Annotated in this window: 12 protein-coding genes; 4 read left to right on the forward strand and 8 right to left on the reverse strand. The window is 69.4% G+C overall.

Features of this window, described 5'->3' with window-relative positions:
- Positions 1-11 precede the first annotated feature (11 nt).
- The 8 genes from ACIQPR_RS14380 to ACIQPR_RS14415 form a co-directional block, all read right to left on the reverse strand.
- Positions 12-1,184, reverse strand: coding sequence for an MFS transporter (locus ACIQPR_RS14380; RefSeq protein WP_403646983.1), 1,173 nt, complete (start codon positions 1,182-1,184; stop codon positions 12-14).
- Entirely contained in the window at positions 1,181-4,075 is a 2,895-nt protein-coding gene (locus ACIQPR_RS14385; protein WP_403646986.1) for a glycoside hydrolase family 2 TIM barrel-domain containing protein, read from the reverse strand. Before ACIQPR_RS14385 ends, ACIQPR_RS14380 begins: the two co-directional genes overlap by 4 nt.
- Before the next feature lie 26 nt (positions 4,076-4,101).
- Positions 4,102-4,968, reverse strand: coding sequence for a carbohydrate ABC transporter permease (locus ACIQPR_RS14390; protein ID WP_403646989.1), 867 nt, complete (start codon positions 4,966-4,968; stop codon positions 4,102-4,104).
- A complete protein-coding gene (locus ACIQPR_RS14395; RefSeq protein ID WP_403646992.1) occupies positions 4,965-5,933 on the reverse strand; it encodes a carbohydrate ABC transporter permease in 969 nt (322 codons plus the stop codon). Before ACIQPR_RS14395 ends, ACIQPR_RS14390 begins: the two co-directional genes overlap by 4 nt.
- Before the next feature lie 20 nt (positions 5,934-5,953).
- Positions 5,954-7,219, reverse strand: a complete 1,266-nt coding sequence (locus ACIQPR_RS14400) for an ABC transporter substrate-binding protein (RefSeq protein ID WP_403646995.1) — start codon at positions 7,217-7,219, stop codon at positions 5,954-5,956.
- Positions 7,220-7,433: 214 nt separating this feature from the next.
- Complete coding sequence (locus ACIQPR_RS14405) at positions 7,434-9,290, reverse strand: glycoside hydrolase (RefSeq protein ID WP_403646998.1); 1,857 nt, start codon at positions 9,288-9,290, stop codon at positions 7,434-7,436.
- Positions 9,291-9,301: 11 nt separating this feature from the next.
- Complete coding sequence (locus ACIQPR_RS14410; RefSeq protein ID WP_403647000.1) at positions 9,302-10,549, reverse strand: ROK family transcriptional regulator; 1,248 nt, start codon at positions 10,547-10,549, stop codon at positions 9,302-9,304.
- A gap of 176 nt (positions 10,550-10,725) precedes the next feature.
- Positions 10,726-11,970, reverse strand: a complete 1,245-nt coding sequence (locus tag ACIQPR_RS14415; protein ID WP_403647003.1) for an FAD-binding protein — start codon at positions 11,968-11,970, stop codon at positions 10,726-10,728.
- Between the two features lie 148 nt (positions 11,971-12,118).
- Here ACIQPR_RS14415 and ACIQPR_RS14420 point away from each other — a divergent pair, with 148 nt between their 5' ends.
- From ACIQPR_RS14420 to ACIQPR_RS14435, 4 genes are all read left to right on the forward strand, one after another.
- Entirely contained in the window at positions 12,119-12,778 is a 660-nt protein-coding gene (locus ACIQPR_RS14420) for a pyridoxamine 5'-phosphate oxidase family protein (protein ID WP_403647006.1), read from the forward strand.
- A gap of 58 nt (positions 12,779-12,836) precedes the next feature.
- Positions 12,837-12,995 carry a hypothetical protein gene (locus tag ACIQPR_RS14425; protein WP_403647008.1) on the forward strand — a complete coding sequence of 53 codons (159 nt, stop codon included), beginning with the start codon at positions 12,837-12,839 and terminating at the stop codon, positions 12,993-12,995.
- A 46-nt stretch (positions 12,996-13,041) separates the two neighbouring features.
- Positions 13,042-14,361 carry a radical SAM protein gene (locus tag ACIQPR_RS14430; protein WP_403647010.1) on the forward strand — a complete coding sequence of 440 codons (1,320 nt, stop codon included), beginning with the start codon at positions 13,042-13,044 and terminating at the stop codon, positions 14,359-14,361.
- 214 nt (positions 14,362-14,575) lie between these two features.
- Positions 14,576-16,069, forward strand: a complete 1,494-nt coding sequence (locus ACIQPR_RS14435) for a cellulose binding domain-containing protein (protein WP_403647012.1) — start codon at positions 14,576-14,578, stop codon at positions 16,067-16,069.
- Positions 16,070-16,278 lie beyond the last annotated feature (209 nt).

Consider the following 16,278-nt stretch of genomic DNA (forward strand, 5'->3'; position numbering starts at 1 on the left):
GAACAGGGTCTTCATGATGCGGACCTCCTCGTCAGTCGGATCAGCCGGAGCGTCGCCAGCAGCGACGCCCCCGACAGTGCGGTCAACAGCCAGGGCACCGCGTGGATCCCGGAGGCCTCGATCCCGACGCCGAGCAGCGGCGGAGCCGCCACCCCGCCGACATTCGAGGCCGCGATCACCCACGCCCCGGCTCGCTCGGCCTGGGGGAGCGCCCTGTTGAGCCAGGAAAGTCCCGTCGGGAAGACCGGTGCGATGAACAAGCCAACACCGGCGTACGCCACCGGTGCCACTCCTTTAACCAGCGCCAACAGCAGACACACCGTCATCCCGGCCGCGCACACCGCGAGGATGCGCTCGGGGGAGTACCGCATCGTGATCGGTACGACGACGAAGCGGCCCGCCGTCATCATCAGCCAGTAGACGGAGGTCGCCGACGCGGCCACGGTCGCCGAATAGCCGACCGTCTCCAGATGCGTGGGCTCCCAGCCGCCGACGCTCGCCTCGACCGCCACGTTGAGGATGTAGAGCGCCAGGAAGCCGGCAAGGACCCGCGACAGACCCGGGCCACCGCGTCCCGTCCCCGCTGGTGGACCGTCAGATACACGTGTACGTACGCCACTTGAGCCCGCGAACACCAGCACCGCCGCCAGCACCGCGCACGCCCCGAAGGCGTACGGGTAGGCGTCGGGACCGAGCCGGGCGACGACCGCCGGGCCCAGGACCGCGCCGATGCCGAAGTGCGCGTTGAGGACGTTCAGCATCGCGGTGGAACGGCCGCCGAAGCCGACGGAGAAGAGCTGGTTGAGGCCGTAGTCGATACCGCCGAAGCCGAGCCCGCACAGGAACGCGGCGGCCAGGGCCGACGGCCAGTCCGGCGCGAGCGCGAAACCCGCGCCGCCCACCGCCATCAGGCCGTAACCCCACGCCAGCAGTGCCCTGTTGCTGATCCGGGAGTGGATCGCGTTGAAGGCGAGCACACCGGCCACCCCGCCCGTGAAGTGCAGGCTCAGCCCGAGACCGGCGGCGGCCGGGGAGAGCCCGAACTCGTGGCGCAGGCCCGGGATCGAGGGGCCGTAGAGGGACTGGAGCATGCCGATGAGGACGAAGCCGACGCAGGACGCGACCGCGGCCGGCCGGCTGAAGAGCCGGTCGGCCGCAGGCGTGGGCGTGGCTGTGCCGGTCAACTGGTCCCCGGGCTTTCCGAGAACACGAAGGAGAACGCGGCGGGTTCGGCGTTCAGGAAGTACCGCGGGAGCGGGCCCGGGCCGCAGGACTGCGAGCCGATGCCGTGCTGGCCGTGGTCGAGGTTGACCCAGACCCTCGCGGCGGAACCGCTGCCGGATGCCGTGCCCGGGATCAGGTCGGTGCGGTGGGTGGCCGCGTCCAGCTGCTCCGTCGTCCAGCGGCGGGCCGTGAACCAGAACTCCGGGTCGCCGTCGATCCGCAGCCCGCCCAGCTCCGCCCAACGCACGTCGGGGCGGGCGCCGTTCTCCTGCGGGCGGACGTAGGGGGTCTGGAGGTCGTCGACAGTGGACTCCCAACGACCCAGCAGCGAGCCCGACTTGGTGTCGGGGTAGCCCTCGCCGGGGCCGCCGCCGAACCACGTCGCACGGTCGGTGCGCGCGTCGAGGCCGAAGCGTATGCCGAGCCTGGGCAGCGGCAGCGTCCAGTCGCCCTCGGGGGTCACGGACACCGCCAGCCGCAGCCGCTCGCCGTCCGAGGTCCAGCGGTACACCGTGGCGAGCCCGAACTCCCAGCCGGCGGGCGCCACCCGGGTCCGTACGGTCAGCGCGTCCTCGCCCAGCTCCACGCCGTCCAGCCGGTGGCGCATCCGGTGCAGGCCCGCCTTGCGCCAGAGCAGCCCGTGGCGGACATCGGTCTGCCAGGACGCGCCGTCGTCGTTGTCGGTGGTCGCCCGCCACACGTCCAGCCGGAGACCGGTGACGGCCACCGCGCCCAGCGACTTCAACTCGCCGGTACGGGCGTCGAAGGAGGCCGGGCCGAGCGCGATCCGCCGCCCGCCGGGGACGGGCGCGGCGGTGGCGGAGAGGTACGGCAACGCGCGGGCCGCGACCGGGACCTGCCCCCAGCCGACCACATGGCCCGCGGGCGCCCACGCGGTGTCGGCCGCGAGCAACGCCCGTACGGTCCACTGGGATTCGGCGCCGTCGGGCGCCACGGGCGGGGCGGGCAGCTTCACGTCGGCCGACTCGCCGGGGGCCAGCGGCGGCACCGTCAGCGGGCCCGACTCGACCGTCTCGCCGTCCACTTGGAAGGACCACTGGAACGCGAACGCGGACAGGTCCGCGAAGTCGTGCTTGTTGGTGACCCGTACGGAGCCGTCGCGGCCCTCGCCGCCGTCGATGGAGACCGGCTCGACGACCTTCTTGAACTCGATCAGGCCGGGGGAGGGGACGCGGTCGGGGAAGAGCAGACCGTCGCAGACGAAGTTCCCGTCGTGCAGCTCCTCGCCGAAGTCCCCGCCGTACGCGAAGCCGTGCCGCTCGTCCTTGATGCCGTGGTCGATCCACTCCCAGACGAAACCGCCCTGGAGCCGGTCGTACGACTCGAACAGGCGCTGGTAGTCGGCCAGTCCACCGGGGCCGTTGCCCATGGCGTGCCCGTACTCGCAGAGGATGAAGGGGAGCTGACGGCGCTTGTGGGTGCCGCCGTCCAGGCCCCGGCCGATCCGCTCGACCTCGGCGTGGGAGGCGTACATCCGTGAATAGACGTCCGTGTCACGGCAGTCGACGTCACCCTCGTAGTGCACGAGCCGTGAGCGGTCACGGCCGTGGATCCACTCGGCCATGGCGGTGAGGCCGCGACCGGTGCCGGCCTCGTTGCCCAGCGACCAGATGACGATCGAGGGATGGTTCTTGTCCCGTTCGACCATGCGGGCGGCGCGGTCCAGCAGCGCCGGTGTCCAGCGGTCCTCGTCGACGGGGTTGTCCCGCCAGGCCTGTTCGGTGAAGCCGTGGGTCTCGAGGTCGCACTCGTCGATGACCCACAGGCCGTACTCGTCGCACAGGTCGAGGAAGTCCGGGTGCGGCGGATAGTGCGAGGTGCGGACCGCGTTGATGTTGTGCCGCTTCATCAGCAGCACGTCCTCGCGCATGGTCTCCAGGTCGAGGGCGCGGCCCAGCTCGGGGTGCCACTCGTGGCGGTTGACGCCCTTGAAGAGGATCGCCTTCCCGTTGACCTTGATCAGCCCGTCGGAGAGTTCGACGGTCCGGAAACCGATGCGCAGCGGGACCCGTTCGCCCTCCGTCGTCAGCAACCCCTCGTAGAGATGCGGCTGTTCGGCCGTCCACGGCCGCACCGGCACGGTGACCGACTCGCCGGTCGCGACATCGATGTCCAACGCGGGCACGGTGATCCGGCCGTCGACGTCGGAGTCGACACGCAGGGTGCCCGCGCCGCCGCGGTGGTCGTAGGAGGCGTGCACGAAGAAGTCGCCGGCGCTGCCCGGCGGGCGGTGCAGCAGGGTGACGTCACGGAAGATGCCGGGCAGCCACCACTGGTCCTGGTCCTCCAGGTACGAGCCCGCCGACCACTGGTGGACGCGGACGGCCAGCACGTTGCCGGAGGGCTTGAGCAGCTGTCCGACCGCGAACTCGTGCGGCAGCCGGGAGCCCTTGAAATCGCCGAGGTCCGTGCCGTTCAGCCAGATCCGGGCGCAGGACTCCACACCGTCGAAGCGGAGCACTGCCCCGCCGTCCGAGGGCCACTCGGACGGCAGGTCGAAGACACGCAGATGGTCGCCGGTCGGATTCTCGGTCGGGACGCGCGGCGGGTCCACCGGGAAGGGGTAGAGATGGTTGGTGTAGATCGGAGAGCCGTGTCCTTGCAGGACCCAGTGGCCGGGGACCGTGACCTCGGCCCAGTCCCCGGCGTCGTAGCCCTCGGCGGCGAATGAGTCGTCCTCGGCGTCGGCCGCCGCCGACACACGGAGACGCCACCTGCCGTTCAGTGACAGTGACTTCGCGTCCGAGGACGCGTACCGGGCGCGGGGCGGGAGGGCTCCGCTGCCCGGTGAGACGTCCTCGACATGGTCGACGGCGGTACTGAAGGACATGGATCTCCAGGTGTCGAGTGGCGGCGTCAGCCCTTGATTCCGGTCTGTGCGATCCCCTGCACCAGCCAACGTTGGAGGAAGAGGAAGACGAACACCAGGGGGAGGATGGAGATGGCGGTGGCCATGAAGATCAGGTGGAAGTTGACCGTCTGGTTGGTCATGAACGAGGAGAGCGCGATCTGGACGGTCCAGGAACTGGGGTCCTGGCCGATCACCAGCGGCCACAGGAAGGAGTTCCAGGCGCTGATGAAGGTGATCGTGGCGATCGCCGCGAAGAAGTTCAGCGAGTTGGGTACGACGATCCGCCAGTACGCGCCCCAGTAGCCGAGCCCGTCCACGCGTGCCGCCTCCTCCAACTCCTTCGGGAATCCAAGGAAGTACTGCCGGAACAGGAAGCAGGTGAAACCACTGAACAGGCCCGGGATGATGAGACCCCGGTACGTGTCGACCCAGCCGAGGGACGAGACCAGCACGAAGCTGGGCACGAAGGTGACGGCCGTGGGGACCATCAGGGTCGCCAGGACGGCGTAGAAGACCTTGTTCGCGTGCTTGAAGGGGATGCGGGCCAGCCCGTATCCGCCCAGGGAGCACACCAGAAGCGTGCCGAACGTGGTCAGGACGGCGACGACCAACGAGTTGACCATCGAGCGGCCGAAGTCGACCGTGGGGTCGTCGAACAGTTCGGAGATGTTGCCCCACTGGAAGGAGGGCAGCACCTTCCAGTTCTCGCCCGTGATCTCCAGGTCCGTGGAGAGGGAGTTGCGGAAGATCAGGTAGAAGGGGATCAGGAAGAGCAGGGCGGCGACGCCTACGGAGACGTACAGCCCCGTGTTGCCGAAGACGCCCCGGCCCTTCTTGCGCCGCTTGCCGATCCCAGGTGCGGTGGTGGTCACTTGGAGTCCTCCCCCCTTCCGAAGCCCATGAACTTGCCCTGGATCAGGGTGACCAGGCAGATGAGCAGCGACAGGATGACCGCGCCCGCGCTGCCGGCGCCGTAGTCCTGACTGGTGCCGAGGGCCGACTTGTAGAGCACCATGAGCGGTGTCTGGGCCCAGGTCGCCTTCTGCCCGATGATGTTGAAGAACTCGTCGAACGCCTGGTAGGCGGCGATCAGCAGCAGCAGGATCACCGCTGTCGAGGTGGCGCGCAACTGCGGCAGCGTGATGTACCGGAAGGTCTGCCAGCCGCGCTTGGCGCCGTCGATGGCGGCGGCCTCGTACAGCTCGGCCGGGATGTTCTGGAGCGCCGCCAGGAACAGGATCATGTAGAAACCCGACTGGATCCACAGGCGCAGGGTCACGATGACCAGCCAGTACCAGGGCGGGGTGGGGTTGGAGATCCATGCGACCGTGTCGGCGCCGAACCAGCCGATGACCGTGTTCGCGAGGCCGAAGCGGACACCGCTGAAGATGGACATCTTCCAGATCAGGGCGGCGGCGACATAGGAGACGGCGGTCGGCAGGAAGAACACCGAGCGGAAGAACGCCCGCATGAAGCGCAGCCGGTCGACCAGCAGCGCCAGCCCCAGCGACAGTGCCCAGGTGGTCGGCACGATGAACGCGGCGAACGCGCTGAACGTGACCAGTGAGCCGGGGAGTTCGCTGTTGGTCAGGATCTGCTTGTAGTTGTCGAGGCCGATGAAATGGCTCGGCGTGACGGTGTACCGGGCGTCGAAGAAACTGAGCCAGACGCTCCAGGCGATCGGCACGAAGACGAAGATCACCAGGCCGATGAGGAAGGGCCCGGTGAAGAGCCAGAAGTTCAGGGTGGCGTTGCCCCGCAGGCCCCGCCGCGGCCGGGCCGGGGAGGCCTTGGCCGGGGCGGGCTGGGCGACCCCGCGTGTGGTGGTGGTCGACATGTCGTGGACTTCCCGGCGGCCTATCCGAACAGCTTCTTGAGTTCGACGTTGACCTTCTTGTCGCAGGTGTCGAGCGCCGCCTCGGGGTCGCCGTTCTTGCGCACGGAGGACGCGATCACGTCGGCGAACGCCGTCTGCATGGTCTGGTCATAGGCGATGTTGTCGAAGTGGCCGTAGTCCGTGAAGAGCTTGACACCCTCGGCCGGCAGACCCGACTTGAGCTTGGTGGCCTTGTTGGCGATCGAGGTGCGCGGCGGGATGTGGAAGCCGTACGAGGTGGCCCAGTCCTCCTGGTACTGCGTCTGGTCGATCCACAGCCACTTGATGTATTCCTTGGCCGCGTCGACGTTCTTGCCCTTGGCGTTGACGAAGATCGACCAGCCGCCGTTGTAGACGGACTGCTTGCCTGCGCTGCCGATCTTCGGGAAGGGGAAGATGCCGAGGTCGTCACCGAGGGCCTTCTGCATGGCCGGCATGGACCACATGCCGCCCCACTGGATGGCACACAGGCCTTGGTTGAGCGAGGACGGGTCCCAGAAGTCGGTCGGCGCGTCCAGGAGCACGTTGCCGCTGGTGAACAGCTTGCGAAGCTGCTTGAGGCCACCGACGACGCCGTCCGTGTGGTAAGCGATCTCGTTCTTGTCGTTGATGGTGTCGGCGCCGGCGGACCAGATGATGGGGTTCTGGATCGCGCTGAAGTCGTTGCCGAGGAAGACGCCCTTGACCTTGCTGGTGGTGAGCTTGGCGGCGGCCTCGATCAGCTCGTCGAGCGTGGTCGGGACATCGACCTTGGCCTTCTCCAGCATCGACTTGCGGTAGTAGAAGAACTGCGGGTCGTCGATCATCCGGATCCCGTAGATCTTCCCGTCGACCGTGTGGGACTTGATGTCGTTCGGGTTGAAGTCGTCCTTGACCGGGTCGATGATGTCGCTCAGGTCCGCGACCTGGCCGCTCTTGACCAGCTGAAGCTGCGGGTGGAACTCGAAGACATCGGGCGCCTTGGCCGTGAGCAGGGCCGCGAAGAGCGCGGACTCGAAGTTGTTGCCCGTGATCCAGTTGGTGCTCACGTTGGCCTTCTTGTAGGCCGCCGCGTACCGCTTGAGGGCCTGCTCCGTGCCGGCCTCGCCGTAGGCGTGGAAGTACTGGGTGAGCTGCGTGCCCGAACCCGACCCCCCGCCACGCCCGTTGTTGCCGCCGCACGCGGCCAGTGTGCCTGCTGCGGCCATTCCCGCCGCCGCCCGGAATATCGATCGGCGGGACCAGTTGCTGTTGCTCATTGCCGACATGGTGACGTCCTTGTCTCTTGCGCGGCTGCGGCTCCACGGCTCAGCTGTCCGTGGCTGAAATCGAGGTGCGGAGCGGGACGTTAACCTTCGCCTAAGGCTTCGGCAAGGGGTTGGACGAAGTCTGTTCGAAGCGTTGTGCAAGGTTCGGGATACCGGACGTGGCGAAGGTGCGGGCCGCCGGAACGCCGGCCCGCACCCGTGTGTCAGACAGTCATCAGACCTTGGACCAGACCTCGTTGGCCCCGCCGTTGCAGCTGTAGAGGATCACCCTGCTGCCGTCCGCGGTCGCCTGACCGCTCACGTCGAGACACTTGCCCGACGCCTCGCTGAGGATCTGCCCGTTGGCGTTCAGCAGCCACCGCTGCCCGGGATCACCCGTGAAGTCGGCACTGGTCGTCAGCCCCGAACTCCCCACCGTCAGATACCCGTTGGCCCCCTTCAGGCCACCCTGGGCGTCGTACGACCACGTCTGCCCGGCCCCGCCCGCGCAGGTGCCGATCGCGGCCCCCGAGGCGTCCGCCGTCAAGCACTTCCCGGACTGGGCGCCCTTGAGCGCGCCGGTCACGGCCGTCGAACTCCCCTGGCCCTTACGGGGCTTCTGGTCGAGGACGTACGTCGTGATCGAGCGGGCCGCGAGGGTCGTGGAGAGCGTCGAGCCGCTCACGTCCGGCTTCGCGACCTTCGCCCAGCTCTCCGTGGCCGACGTCCGGACCGCCTGGTCCGCCCGCACCGGCACGTTGCTGTTGAAATGCAGACTCAGCGAAGTGTCCGTGGTGTTCTGGTTGTTGACCACGACCACCCACTTGCCGTCCCGGTCGTAGGAGGTCACCTCGACACCGCTCGGCGCCCCCGTCACGTTGTGCGCGACCGAGCCGGGCCTGACGAACTTGCTGTACTGGCCCAGCGCGTAGTACCGCTTGGTGAAGTACAGGGTCTGGTTGCCGTTCGTCGCGTAGTCGGGGTCGTAGTAGATCAGTCCGTCGTTCCAGCCGACGTCGTTGCGTGTGGCCGGGTCCGTGCCGTAGCCGCTCGCGAGGGCCACCCACCACTGGAACGCCGAGTCGTGTGCGCTCGCGAAGTCCTTGTAGACGATCCGGGACATCAGCAGGGCGTTGTCGATCGTCGGGTCGTACTCCTGGTTCCAGCCCGTGCTGCCCTTGCCGAAGCAGCAGATCTCGGTCGCCCAGGACTTCTTGCCGACCGTCCTCGCCGTCTCGTAGACGTTGCCGAGCTGGCCGTCGTTCGGGTTGTTGTAGGTGTGGTGGGCCAGCGCGGACACGTACTGCGCCGTGTCCGGCTGTGAGATCCACCGCGGGAGCTCGGAGACGAGCTGCGTCGTCTGGCTCGACTCGTCGGCGATGACCGACGTCTTCTGCTTCCGGGCCCGCTGCTCGGCGCCCAACGCCCGCACGATGTCGTCGCGTTGGTCGACGGTGACCTGCATGCCCTCCTGGCCGCAGTCGCCGAAGGTGTTGTCCGGCTCGTTGAAGGGGCTGATCTGGTCGAACTTCGCGCCCTGCTTCGCGAAGTGCGCGGTGACGTCGGCGATGTACTTCGCGAAGTCGCCCTCGTTCTCCGCCTTCAACTGCCCGCCGCAGCTCTGCCCGTTGGTCGTCCACCGTGCGGGCGCGCTGTTGACGAAGCCGATCAGGTCCTGGACGCCGTACTTCGCGGCGTACTTGAGGAAGGTCCGCCCGCCCTTGTCCTTGCTCCAGTCGTAGGTGCCGTCGGCGTTCAGGAAGTCCTGGGCGGCGCGGGCCGGGGTGGTCACCGCCGTGCCACCGCCGCCGATGTTGTAGCGGTAGGAGGACAGGTCCAACCCCTTGGAGGAGAACAGGAGTTGGGCGACCCGGGCCTGGACCTCGGGCTTGAAGTACTGGAGGTCGTTGACCCACCAGGCGCCGGACGCGCCGATGTTGTCGATGGTCTGGGCCGCGTGGGGGGAGACTTCCGCCGCCGCGACGCCGTCGGCGTTCGCGGGCGGCGCGGATATCAGGGCCCCGGTGACGGCGAGCGAGGCCGCCGCTGTCGCGAGGATCGATCTCCTGGGGTGGGGGTGAGTCACGTGCATCCCTTCCGTCGTCATGAAGGTGGTGCGGTACGGCTCCTTGCCGGGGTGGTGCGGTTCTTTCCGGTCCTCTGCCCGACCGACTGGAGTGCCCCTTCGAGCGCGAACGTCGCCGCGCCCAGACAGGCCGGATCGGTGGGGATGGGGGAGAGGACGATCTCGGTGGCGGCGAACGGCCGCCTGAGCGCGTGCCGTTGAACGGCCTCGCGCACGTCGTGGAGCAGGGGTTCGGCGAGCGTGCGGGCCACCCAGCTGCTGAGCACGACCACTTCGGGGTTGAGGACGTTGACCAGGTTGGCGATGCCCGCGCCGACGTAACGGGCCGTCTCCCGCACGACCTTGAGGGCCACGGGATCGTTCGCCGTCACGGCGCGGGCCAGCGCGTCGATGGTGGCCGTCTGGTCCTCGGAGTGCAGCAACGGGCTCCGCGGGCTCAACTCCCGCAGATTCAGCATGATTCCGGGCGCGCCGACATAGGCCTCCACACAGCCGTGGTTGCCGCAGCGGCACAGTCGCCCGTCCAGGACGAGCGTGGTGTGACCCCACTCGCCGGCGCTGTTGCTCACCCCCCGGTACAGTCCGCCGCCCAGCGCGAGCCCGGCGCCCACCCCGGTGCCGAGGGTGACCACCACCGCGTCCCCGCGCCCGCGCGCCGCCCCGAACCACATCTCGGCGACCGCGCAGGCCCGCAGCGGATTGTCCAGGTAGAGCGGGTAGGCGATGACCTCGGAGAGCAGGTCCAGCAACGGCACGTCGTGCCAGTCCCAGTTGGGCGCGTACTCGGAGACGCCGGTCTCGCGGTCCACCTGGCCGGGCACGCTCACGCCGACACCGAGCACCCGGGCCGCCTCGACCCCGGCCTGCGCGACCACCGAGCCGACGGCGGCGGCGACATGGCCGACCACCTGCTCCGGACGGCTCTCACCCGGCCGCATGTCCTCGTCGGCACGGGCGAGGACGTTCAACGCCAGGTCGAACAGCTCGACATGGATGTACGTCTCCGCGATGTCGACGCCGATCAGCGCGCCGCCCGACGCGTTGACCGCGACCAGACCCCGGGGGCGGCCCCCCGCCGAGTCCTCGAACCCGACCTCGGTGATCATCCGCAGGTCCAGCAGCTCACCGACGAGCGTCGCCACGGTGGCCAGGCTCAGCCCGGTCGCGGTGGCCAACTCCTGCCGGGAGGTGGGCGACTGGGCGATGATCTGACGCAGCACCTCGTAGCGGTTCGCGGTGCGGATGTCACGTGATGTGCGCTTCACCGGAGGTGCCCCACCCTTTTCTGCCGTCATGCCGGGGCACGACGGCTCCGGCGCGCGGCAAGGCTATGGGCTGCGGGCGACGTTCGACAAGGGGTTAGGAAAGGGGCTATACAAAGTCGTCCACCCGGTCGTCGGCCCGGTCCCGTACCGAGCCGCCCGCCGAGCCGTGGACGGCGTCATCCACCGATGACGTCCCGGACGAATGCGTTCGCGAACGTGCCCTCCGGATCGAGGTCCCGCGCCAGCGCCGCGAAGTCGCCGAGCCGCGGATAGCGCCCGCGCAGCACCTCCGCCGGAGTGGTGAACACCTTCCCCCAGTGCGGTCGCGCGTCGAAGCCGTCCAAGGCCTCCTCCAGCCGCCGCACCACCGGCAGCACCGCCGCCGTGTCCTCGATCCAGGTGAAGTGCAGCGCCACCGTGTCCCGCCCGTACGAGGGGCTCAGCCACTGCGCGTCGGCGGCGACCGTCCGCACCTCGCAGATCTGCAATACACCGGCGACCGTCTCCCGGATACCGTCGACCGCATACAGCGCGTCGTACGCGGTCGACCGCGGCAGCAGGTACTCCGACTGAAGCTCGGCCCCGCTGCTCGGGGTGAACTCCGCCCGGAAGTGCGGCAGCCGCTCGTGCCACGGCCCCGGCACGCCGAGCTGCTCGGTGGTGTTGACCGCGGGCATCCCCGGCACCGGGTGCAGCGGCCGTGTCGCGGGCGCGGCCCACGGGAAGTCGACCGGCGCCTGGTCGGTGCGTCGCTTCAGCCACACCTGCCGGAAGCCCGGCTCCCGCCAGTCGGTGAACAGACTCACGCTGTACGCCGACGCCGCCACCGTCTCGAAGTCCAGCCCGGTGAGCGGGAGTTCGGTGAAGACATGCTGCTCGACCTCGAAGGACGGCTCCAGGTCGAGGGTGAGCGAGGTGACGACACCGAGCGCGCCGAGCGAGGTCACGGCGCCGTCGAAGCGGTCCTCGCCGCGGGCGATCGTCACCGTCGAACCGTCCGCCGTGACGATCTCGACCGCGCGGACGGCCGCCGCCAGCGAGCCGTTGCCGACGCCCGAACCATGGGTGCCGGTCGCCACCGAACCGGCCACCGAGATGTGCGGCAGGGACGCCATGTTGGGCAGCGCGAGCCCGTGTCCGGCCACCCGGCGGGCCAGTTCCGCGTACCGGACGCCACCCGACACCCGTACCGTCCGGGCCGTCGTGTCCACGTCGAACTCGGCGGGCAGCGCGGCGATCGACAGCAGGGTGCCGTCCGGGCCCGGCTCGGCGATCTCGTTGAAGGAGTGGCCGCTGCCCAGCACCCGCACCCGCGCGCTGTCGGCCACGAGGCTCCTGAGCGCGTCGAGCGTGCGCGGGCGGTGGAGTTCCTTCGCCGCGTAGGTGATGTTGCCGGCCCAGTTGGTGACCGTCTCCGTCATGCCTGCCGTCCCTCCGGGAGCGTGCGTGTCCCCCCGACCCTCTCACCTGACGGTGACGAGTGCGGATTTCGTTGTCTTAGCCCGATAAAAGCAAGCTCATGGGTAAATCTATCGCTCTTCGCCTACGAGATCGGTAGTCTCCGGCGGTATGAGCGAACGCCTGCCCGAGACGGACCTCACCCGCCACCGCCGACTGGGCGAGCAGGGCAGCCTCGACCGCGCCGACCTGGACGCGATCCTGGACGCCGGTTTCGTCTGCCACCTCGGGGTCGTGGTCGAGGGGCGGCCGGTCGTCGTCCCCACGGTGTACGGGCGGGACGGGCGGCTGCTGTATCTGCACGGTTCCGTCGCGAGCCGCAGCCTCGTGGGCGGCGGTCCCGTGTGTGTCACGGTCACGCATGTCGACGGGCTCGTGCTGGCCCGGTCCGTCTTCGAGCACGGGGTGAACTACCGCAGCGCGATGATCCACGGGGTGCCCCGCAAGGTCACCGACCCGGACGAGAAACGGGCCGGCCTGCGCCGCCTCACCGAACACGCGACGCCCGGGCAGTGGTCGTACGCCCGCCTCCCCAATCGCAAGGAACTCGCCGCCACCACGCTGCTCGTCCTCTCCCTGGAAGAGGCCTCCGTCAAGATCCGCACCGGCGGCCCCGACGACGGCGACGGCCCCGACGCGGAACTGGGCCTGTGGGCCGGGACACTCCCCCTCACCTCGACGTGGGGCACGCCCGTCCCGGATCCGGCGCTGCCGACGGGCATCCCGGTGCCGCGGCACATCGCGCGGCGCGAGGGAGCGAGGCAGGGCTGACGCGGCAAGGCCCTCTCCAGGCCGATGGCGCCGGGGCGGCGGCGACCCCAGGAGCCGTATGGTCCGCCGACCGCCGACCGCCGACCGCCGACCGCCGACCGCCGACCGCCGACCGCCGACCGCCGACCGCCGACCGCCGACCGCCGACCGCCGACCGCCGACCGGCCCGGACCGCGCCCCCCGCTCCTCGCGCGGAACCGCCGGGGGCATACCGTGAGGAGTCGTACGTCTGAGCAGGGCGCACGTGTCGGGAGGAGATACGGATGGGCAGCCGCACCGCACTGGTCGAGGATCTGATGGAGCGCTTTCCGCATGTGCCGCGGGAAGCCGTCTTCAAGGAGGACCTGCTGCGCGGGGGTGTCGCCTTCGACCCGTCCGCGCTGAGCGACAACGAAGGCGGCGAGGTGAAGCCGAAGTCGTACTTCATCTTCTCCTTCGACCACGGGACCCTCCCGGAGCTGGGCGAGGCCGCGCTGCGCCGGCCGCCGGAGGAGATCATCCTCACGGGCGGCCCCTACGACCTGAGGCGCACCGTCGTCTCCGTGCGGGTGAATCCCACCTCGCCGTACCGCGTGGCCTCCGACGACGACGGTGTCCTCGGGCTCTACCTCGACGGCAAGCGGATCGCGGACGTCGGTGTGCCGCCGATGCCGGAGTACTACCGGCACAAGCTCGCCAACGGGAAGTCCGTCATGGAGGTGGCCCCGACCATCCAGTGGGGCTACCTGATCTATCTGACCGTCTTCCGGGTCTGCCAGTACTTCGGCGCCAAGGAGGAGTGCCAGTACTGCGACATCAACCACAACTGGCGCCAGCACAAGGCCGCCGGTCGACCGTATACAGGAGTCAAGGACGTCGAGGAGGTCCTCGAAGCCCTGGAGATCATCGACCGTTACGACACGGCGAAGGTGTCGACCGCGTACACCCTCACCGGCGGCGCGATCACCAAGACCGTCGCCGGGCGGGACGAGGCCGACTTCTACGGCCACTACGCCAAGGCCATCGAGGAGCGGTTCCCGGGGCGGTGGATCGGCAAGGTCGTCGCCCAGGCGCTGCCCAAGGACGACGTGCAGCGCTTCAAGGACTACGGCGTGCAGATCTACCACCCCAACTACGAGGTGTGGGACGAGTACCTGTTCAAGCTGCACTGCCCGGGCAAGGAGCGGTACGTCGGCCGCGACGAGTGGCACCGCCGCATCCTCGACTCCGCCGAGATCTTCGGCGCGCGCAACGTGATCCCCAACTTCGTGGCGGGCGTGGAGATGGCGGAGCCGTTCGGCTTCAAGACCGTCGACGAGGCCATCGCCTCGACCACCGAGGGCCTGCGCTTCTTCATGTCGCAGGGCATCACGCCCCGCTTCACCACCTGGTGCCCCGAGCCCACCACCCCGCTCGGCAAGGCCAACCCGCAGGGCGCGCCGCTGGAGTACCACATCAGGCTGCTGGAGGCCTATCGCGCCACCATGGAGGACTTCGGCCTCAAGTCCCCGCCCGGATACGGCGAACCCGGCCCCGGCCGCGCGGTGTTCTCCGTCAGCTCCTTCATGGACAGTCTGCCCGCCGAGGAGCCCGCCCCTTTGTAAGGTAACGGTGTGGACAACTCCTGCGACGGGTGAGACGGGAGGGGCTCGGACACGTACAACTGCATAGAGGCGACTGACGGTTACCGTAATTGAATACCCGGCTTGTCAGTTGTGTGGGACGCGTGAAAGGCTCTGGCCCTGTCACGAGGCAGCCCCCCTCCAACTCGCTTAATGTCAGAGCTAGTTGGCCGTCATTCGTGGATGCAGGAGACCCATGCCCGACCTGCCGACTCCTCAGGACGCCGCTGAGGCCGCGCTGTTCACCGAGTGCTGGGACGCCGTGCTGTCCTACGCCGACCTGTGCACGTCCGGCGCCGCCTCGGCCACCGAACTGGCGAGCGAGGCCTTCGCGCTCGGCATCCAGGAGGCCCGCTCCGCCGGGTCCGGCCCGCTGCGCGGACCGACCCGTCGGGTCCTGCCGGTCATCCCGCTGCTGCTGACCGCCGTACGGACCACGGCGGCCGAGTGGGAGTTCGCCGGGCGGGGCCACCGGCTCGACCCGGACCTGCGGCTGTGGCTCAACTCGGAGAAGGCGGCCCGTTTCCACGGCATGCCGTTGCAGCGCCCGATCGCGCTGCGCGGGCTGCGGGATCTCCAGGAGCCGGACGCGGCACTGCTGTGGCTGGCCGAGGTCGAGGCACTGCCGCTGACCGTCGTGGCCCGCCGCCTCGGCCTGGACCCGGCGATCGTCTCCGGTGAACTCGCCCAGGTGCGCGGCCTGTTCAGGGACCGCTGCCACCGCAACCACCTCGACTCGCCGATGGCCGCGGAGTGCCGCAGCTACGCCCGGCTGCTGGACGCGGTCACCCGCTCGCCGTCCGCCGACACACCCGAGGACCTCTCCCGCCACCTCGCCACCTGCGTGCAGTGCGCGGAGGCCGCCGCCTGTCTGCGCCTTCAGGGCGGCGGACTGCCCTCGGCCCTCGCGAGCGGAGTGATCGGCTGGGGCGGGCTCGCCTATCTGGAGCGCCGCCGCCGGGCCGCCGAGGTACGGCTCGGGGCCGGGCGCCCGGTGGCCGAACTGGAGGCCGGGGAACCGAAGGAGGGCGGGAGCAGGGCGCGTCTCGTACGCAACGGACTGCTCGCCGCCGCCGTGGTCCTCTCGCTGGTGGCGCTCGGTGTGTCGATGATGCCGATGGGCGGTTCCGGGCGCGAGAACACGGCCAGCGACGACACCGACAGCAAGCCGGTGCTCGACCCCGGTTCCACCATCTCCTCCGCCGGCACGCACCGGCCGACGAGCACGCCGTCCGCGTCCGACCGGCCCACGGGTGGCAGCACGGCCAAGGCCACGCCGAGCGACAAGAACCCCGACACGGAACCCCAGGGCACCGCCTCGGCCACCGCGAGCGACGTGCCGCCGACCAGCGGCGCACCGGCGCAGCCGCCCGGCACGGCGGACTGCGACGCCACGTACGACCTGGTCGGCCAGTGGAACGGCGGTTTCCAGGCCACCGTCACCGTCACCACCACCAAGGCCCTCGACAACTGGCGCGTCGCCTGGTCCTACCACGACGGCCAGCAGGTCACCCAGATGTGGGACGCGAGCGTCGCCCAGAGCGGCTCCCGGGTCACGGCCACCGCCGCCGACTACAACAAGAACGTCGGCGCGAACAGCAGCCTCACCTTCGGCTTCCTCGGCACCTGGAACAACAGCAAGAACTCCGCACCGTCCGGCTTCACCCTCAACGGGGCGGCCTGCGACTAGTTCTGACGGTGAGTCAGAGATGTGTGAGTCGGAGATGTGTGCGTCAGGGATGTGTGCGTCAGAGGTGTGTGCGTCAGAGGTGTGTGCGTCAGAGATGTGTGCGTGACAGCGGAGGATCCCGAAAACGGGGTCCTCCGTTCGGCGTGAGCCGGGCCGCCGCAGCCATACCTCTTGGCCCAGGAACACCCGCCACGCCACCACCCCAGGAG

This window comes from Streptomyces sp. NPDC091280 (assembly GCF_044768565.1).
GTDB lineage: Bacteria > Actinomycetota > Actinomycetes > Streptomycetales > Streptomycetaceae > Streptomyces.

Bases quoted from the DNA above. Each gene is read 5' to 3' on its own strand.
- ACIQPR_RS14385 (WP_403646986.1), bottom strand. From the start codon at position 4,075: ATGTCCTTCAGTACCGCCGTCGACCATGTCGAGGACGTCTCACCGGGC.
- ACIQPR_RS14395 (WP_403646992.1), bottom strand. From the start codon at position 5,933: ATGTCGACCACCACCACACGCGGGGTCGCCCAGCCCGCCCCGGCCAAG.
- ACIQPR_RS14400 (WP_403646995.1), bottom strand. From the start codon at position 7,219: ATGTCGGCAATGAGCAACAGCAACTGGTCCCGCCGATCGATATTCCGG.
- ACIQPR_RS14405 (WP_403646998.1), bottom strand. From the start codon at position 9,290: ATGCACGTGACTCACCCCCACCCCAGGAGATCGATCCTCGCGACAGCG.
- ACIQPR_RS14415 (WP_403647003.1), bottom strand. From the start codon at position 11,970: ATGACGGAGACGGTCACCAACTGGGCCGGCAACATCACCTACGCGGCG.
- ACIQPR_RS14420 (WP_403647006.1), top strand. From the start codon at position 12,119: ATGAGCGAACGCCTGCCCGAGACGGACCTCACCCGCCACCGCCGACTG.
- ACIQPR_RS14425 (WP_403647008.1), top strand. From the start codon at position 12,837: ATGGTCCGCCGACCGCCGACCGCCGACCGCCGACCGCCGACCGCCGAC.
- ACIQPR_RS14430 (WP_403647010.1), top strand. From the start codon at position 13,042: ATGGGCAGCCGCACCGCACTGGTCGAGGATCTGATGGAGCGCTTTCCG.
- ACIQPR_RS14435 (WP_403647012.1), top strand. From the start codon at position 14,576: ATGCCCGACCTGCCGACTCCTCAGGACGCCGCTGAGGCCGCGCTGTTC.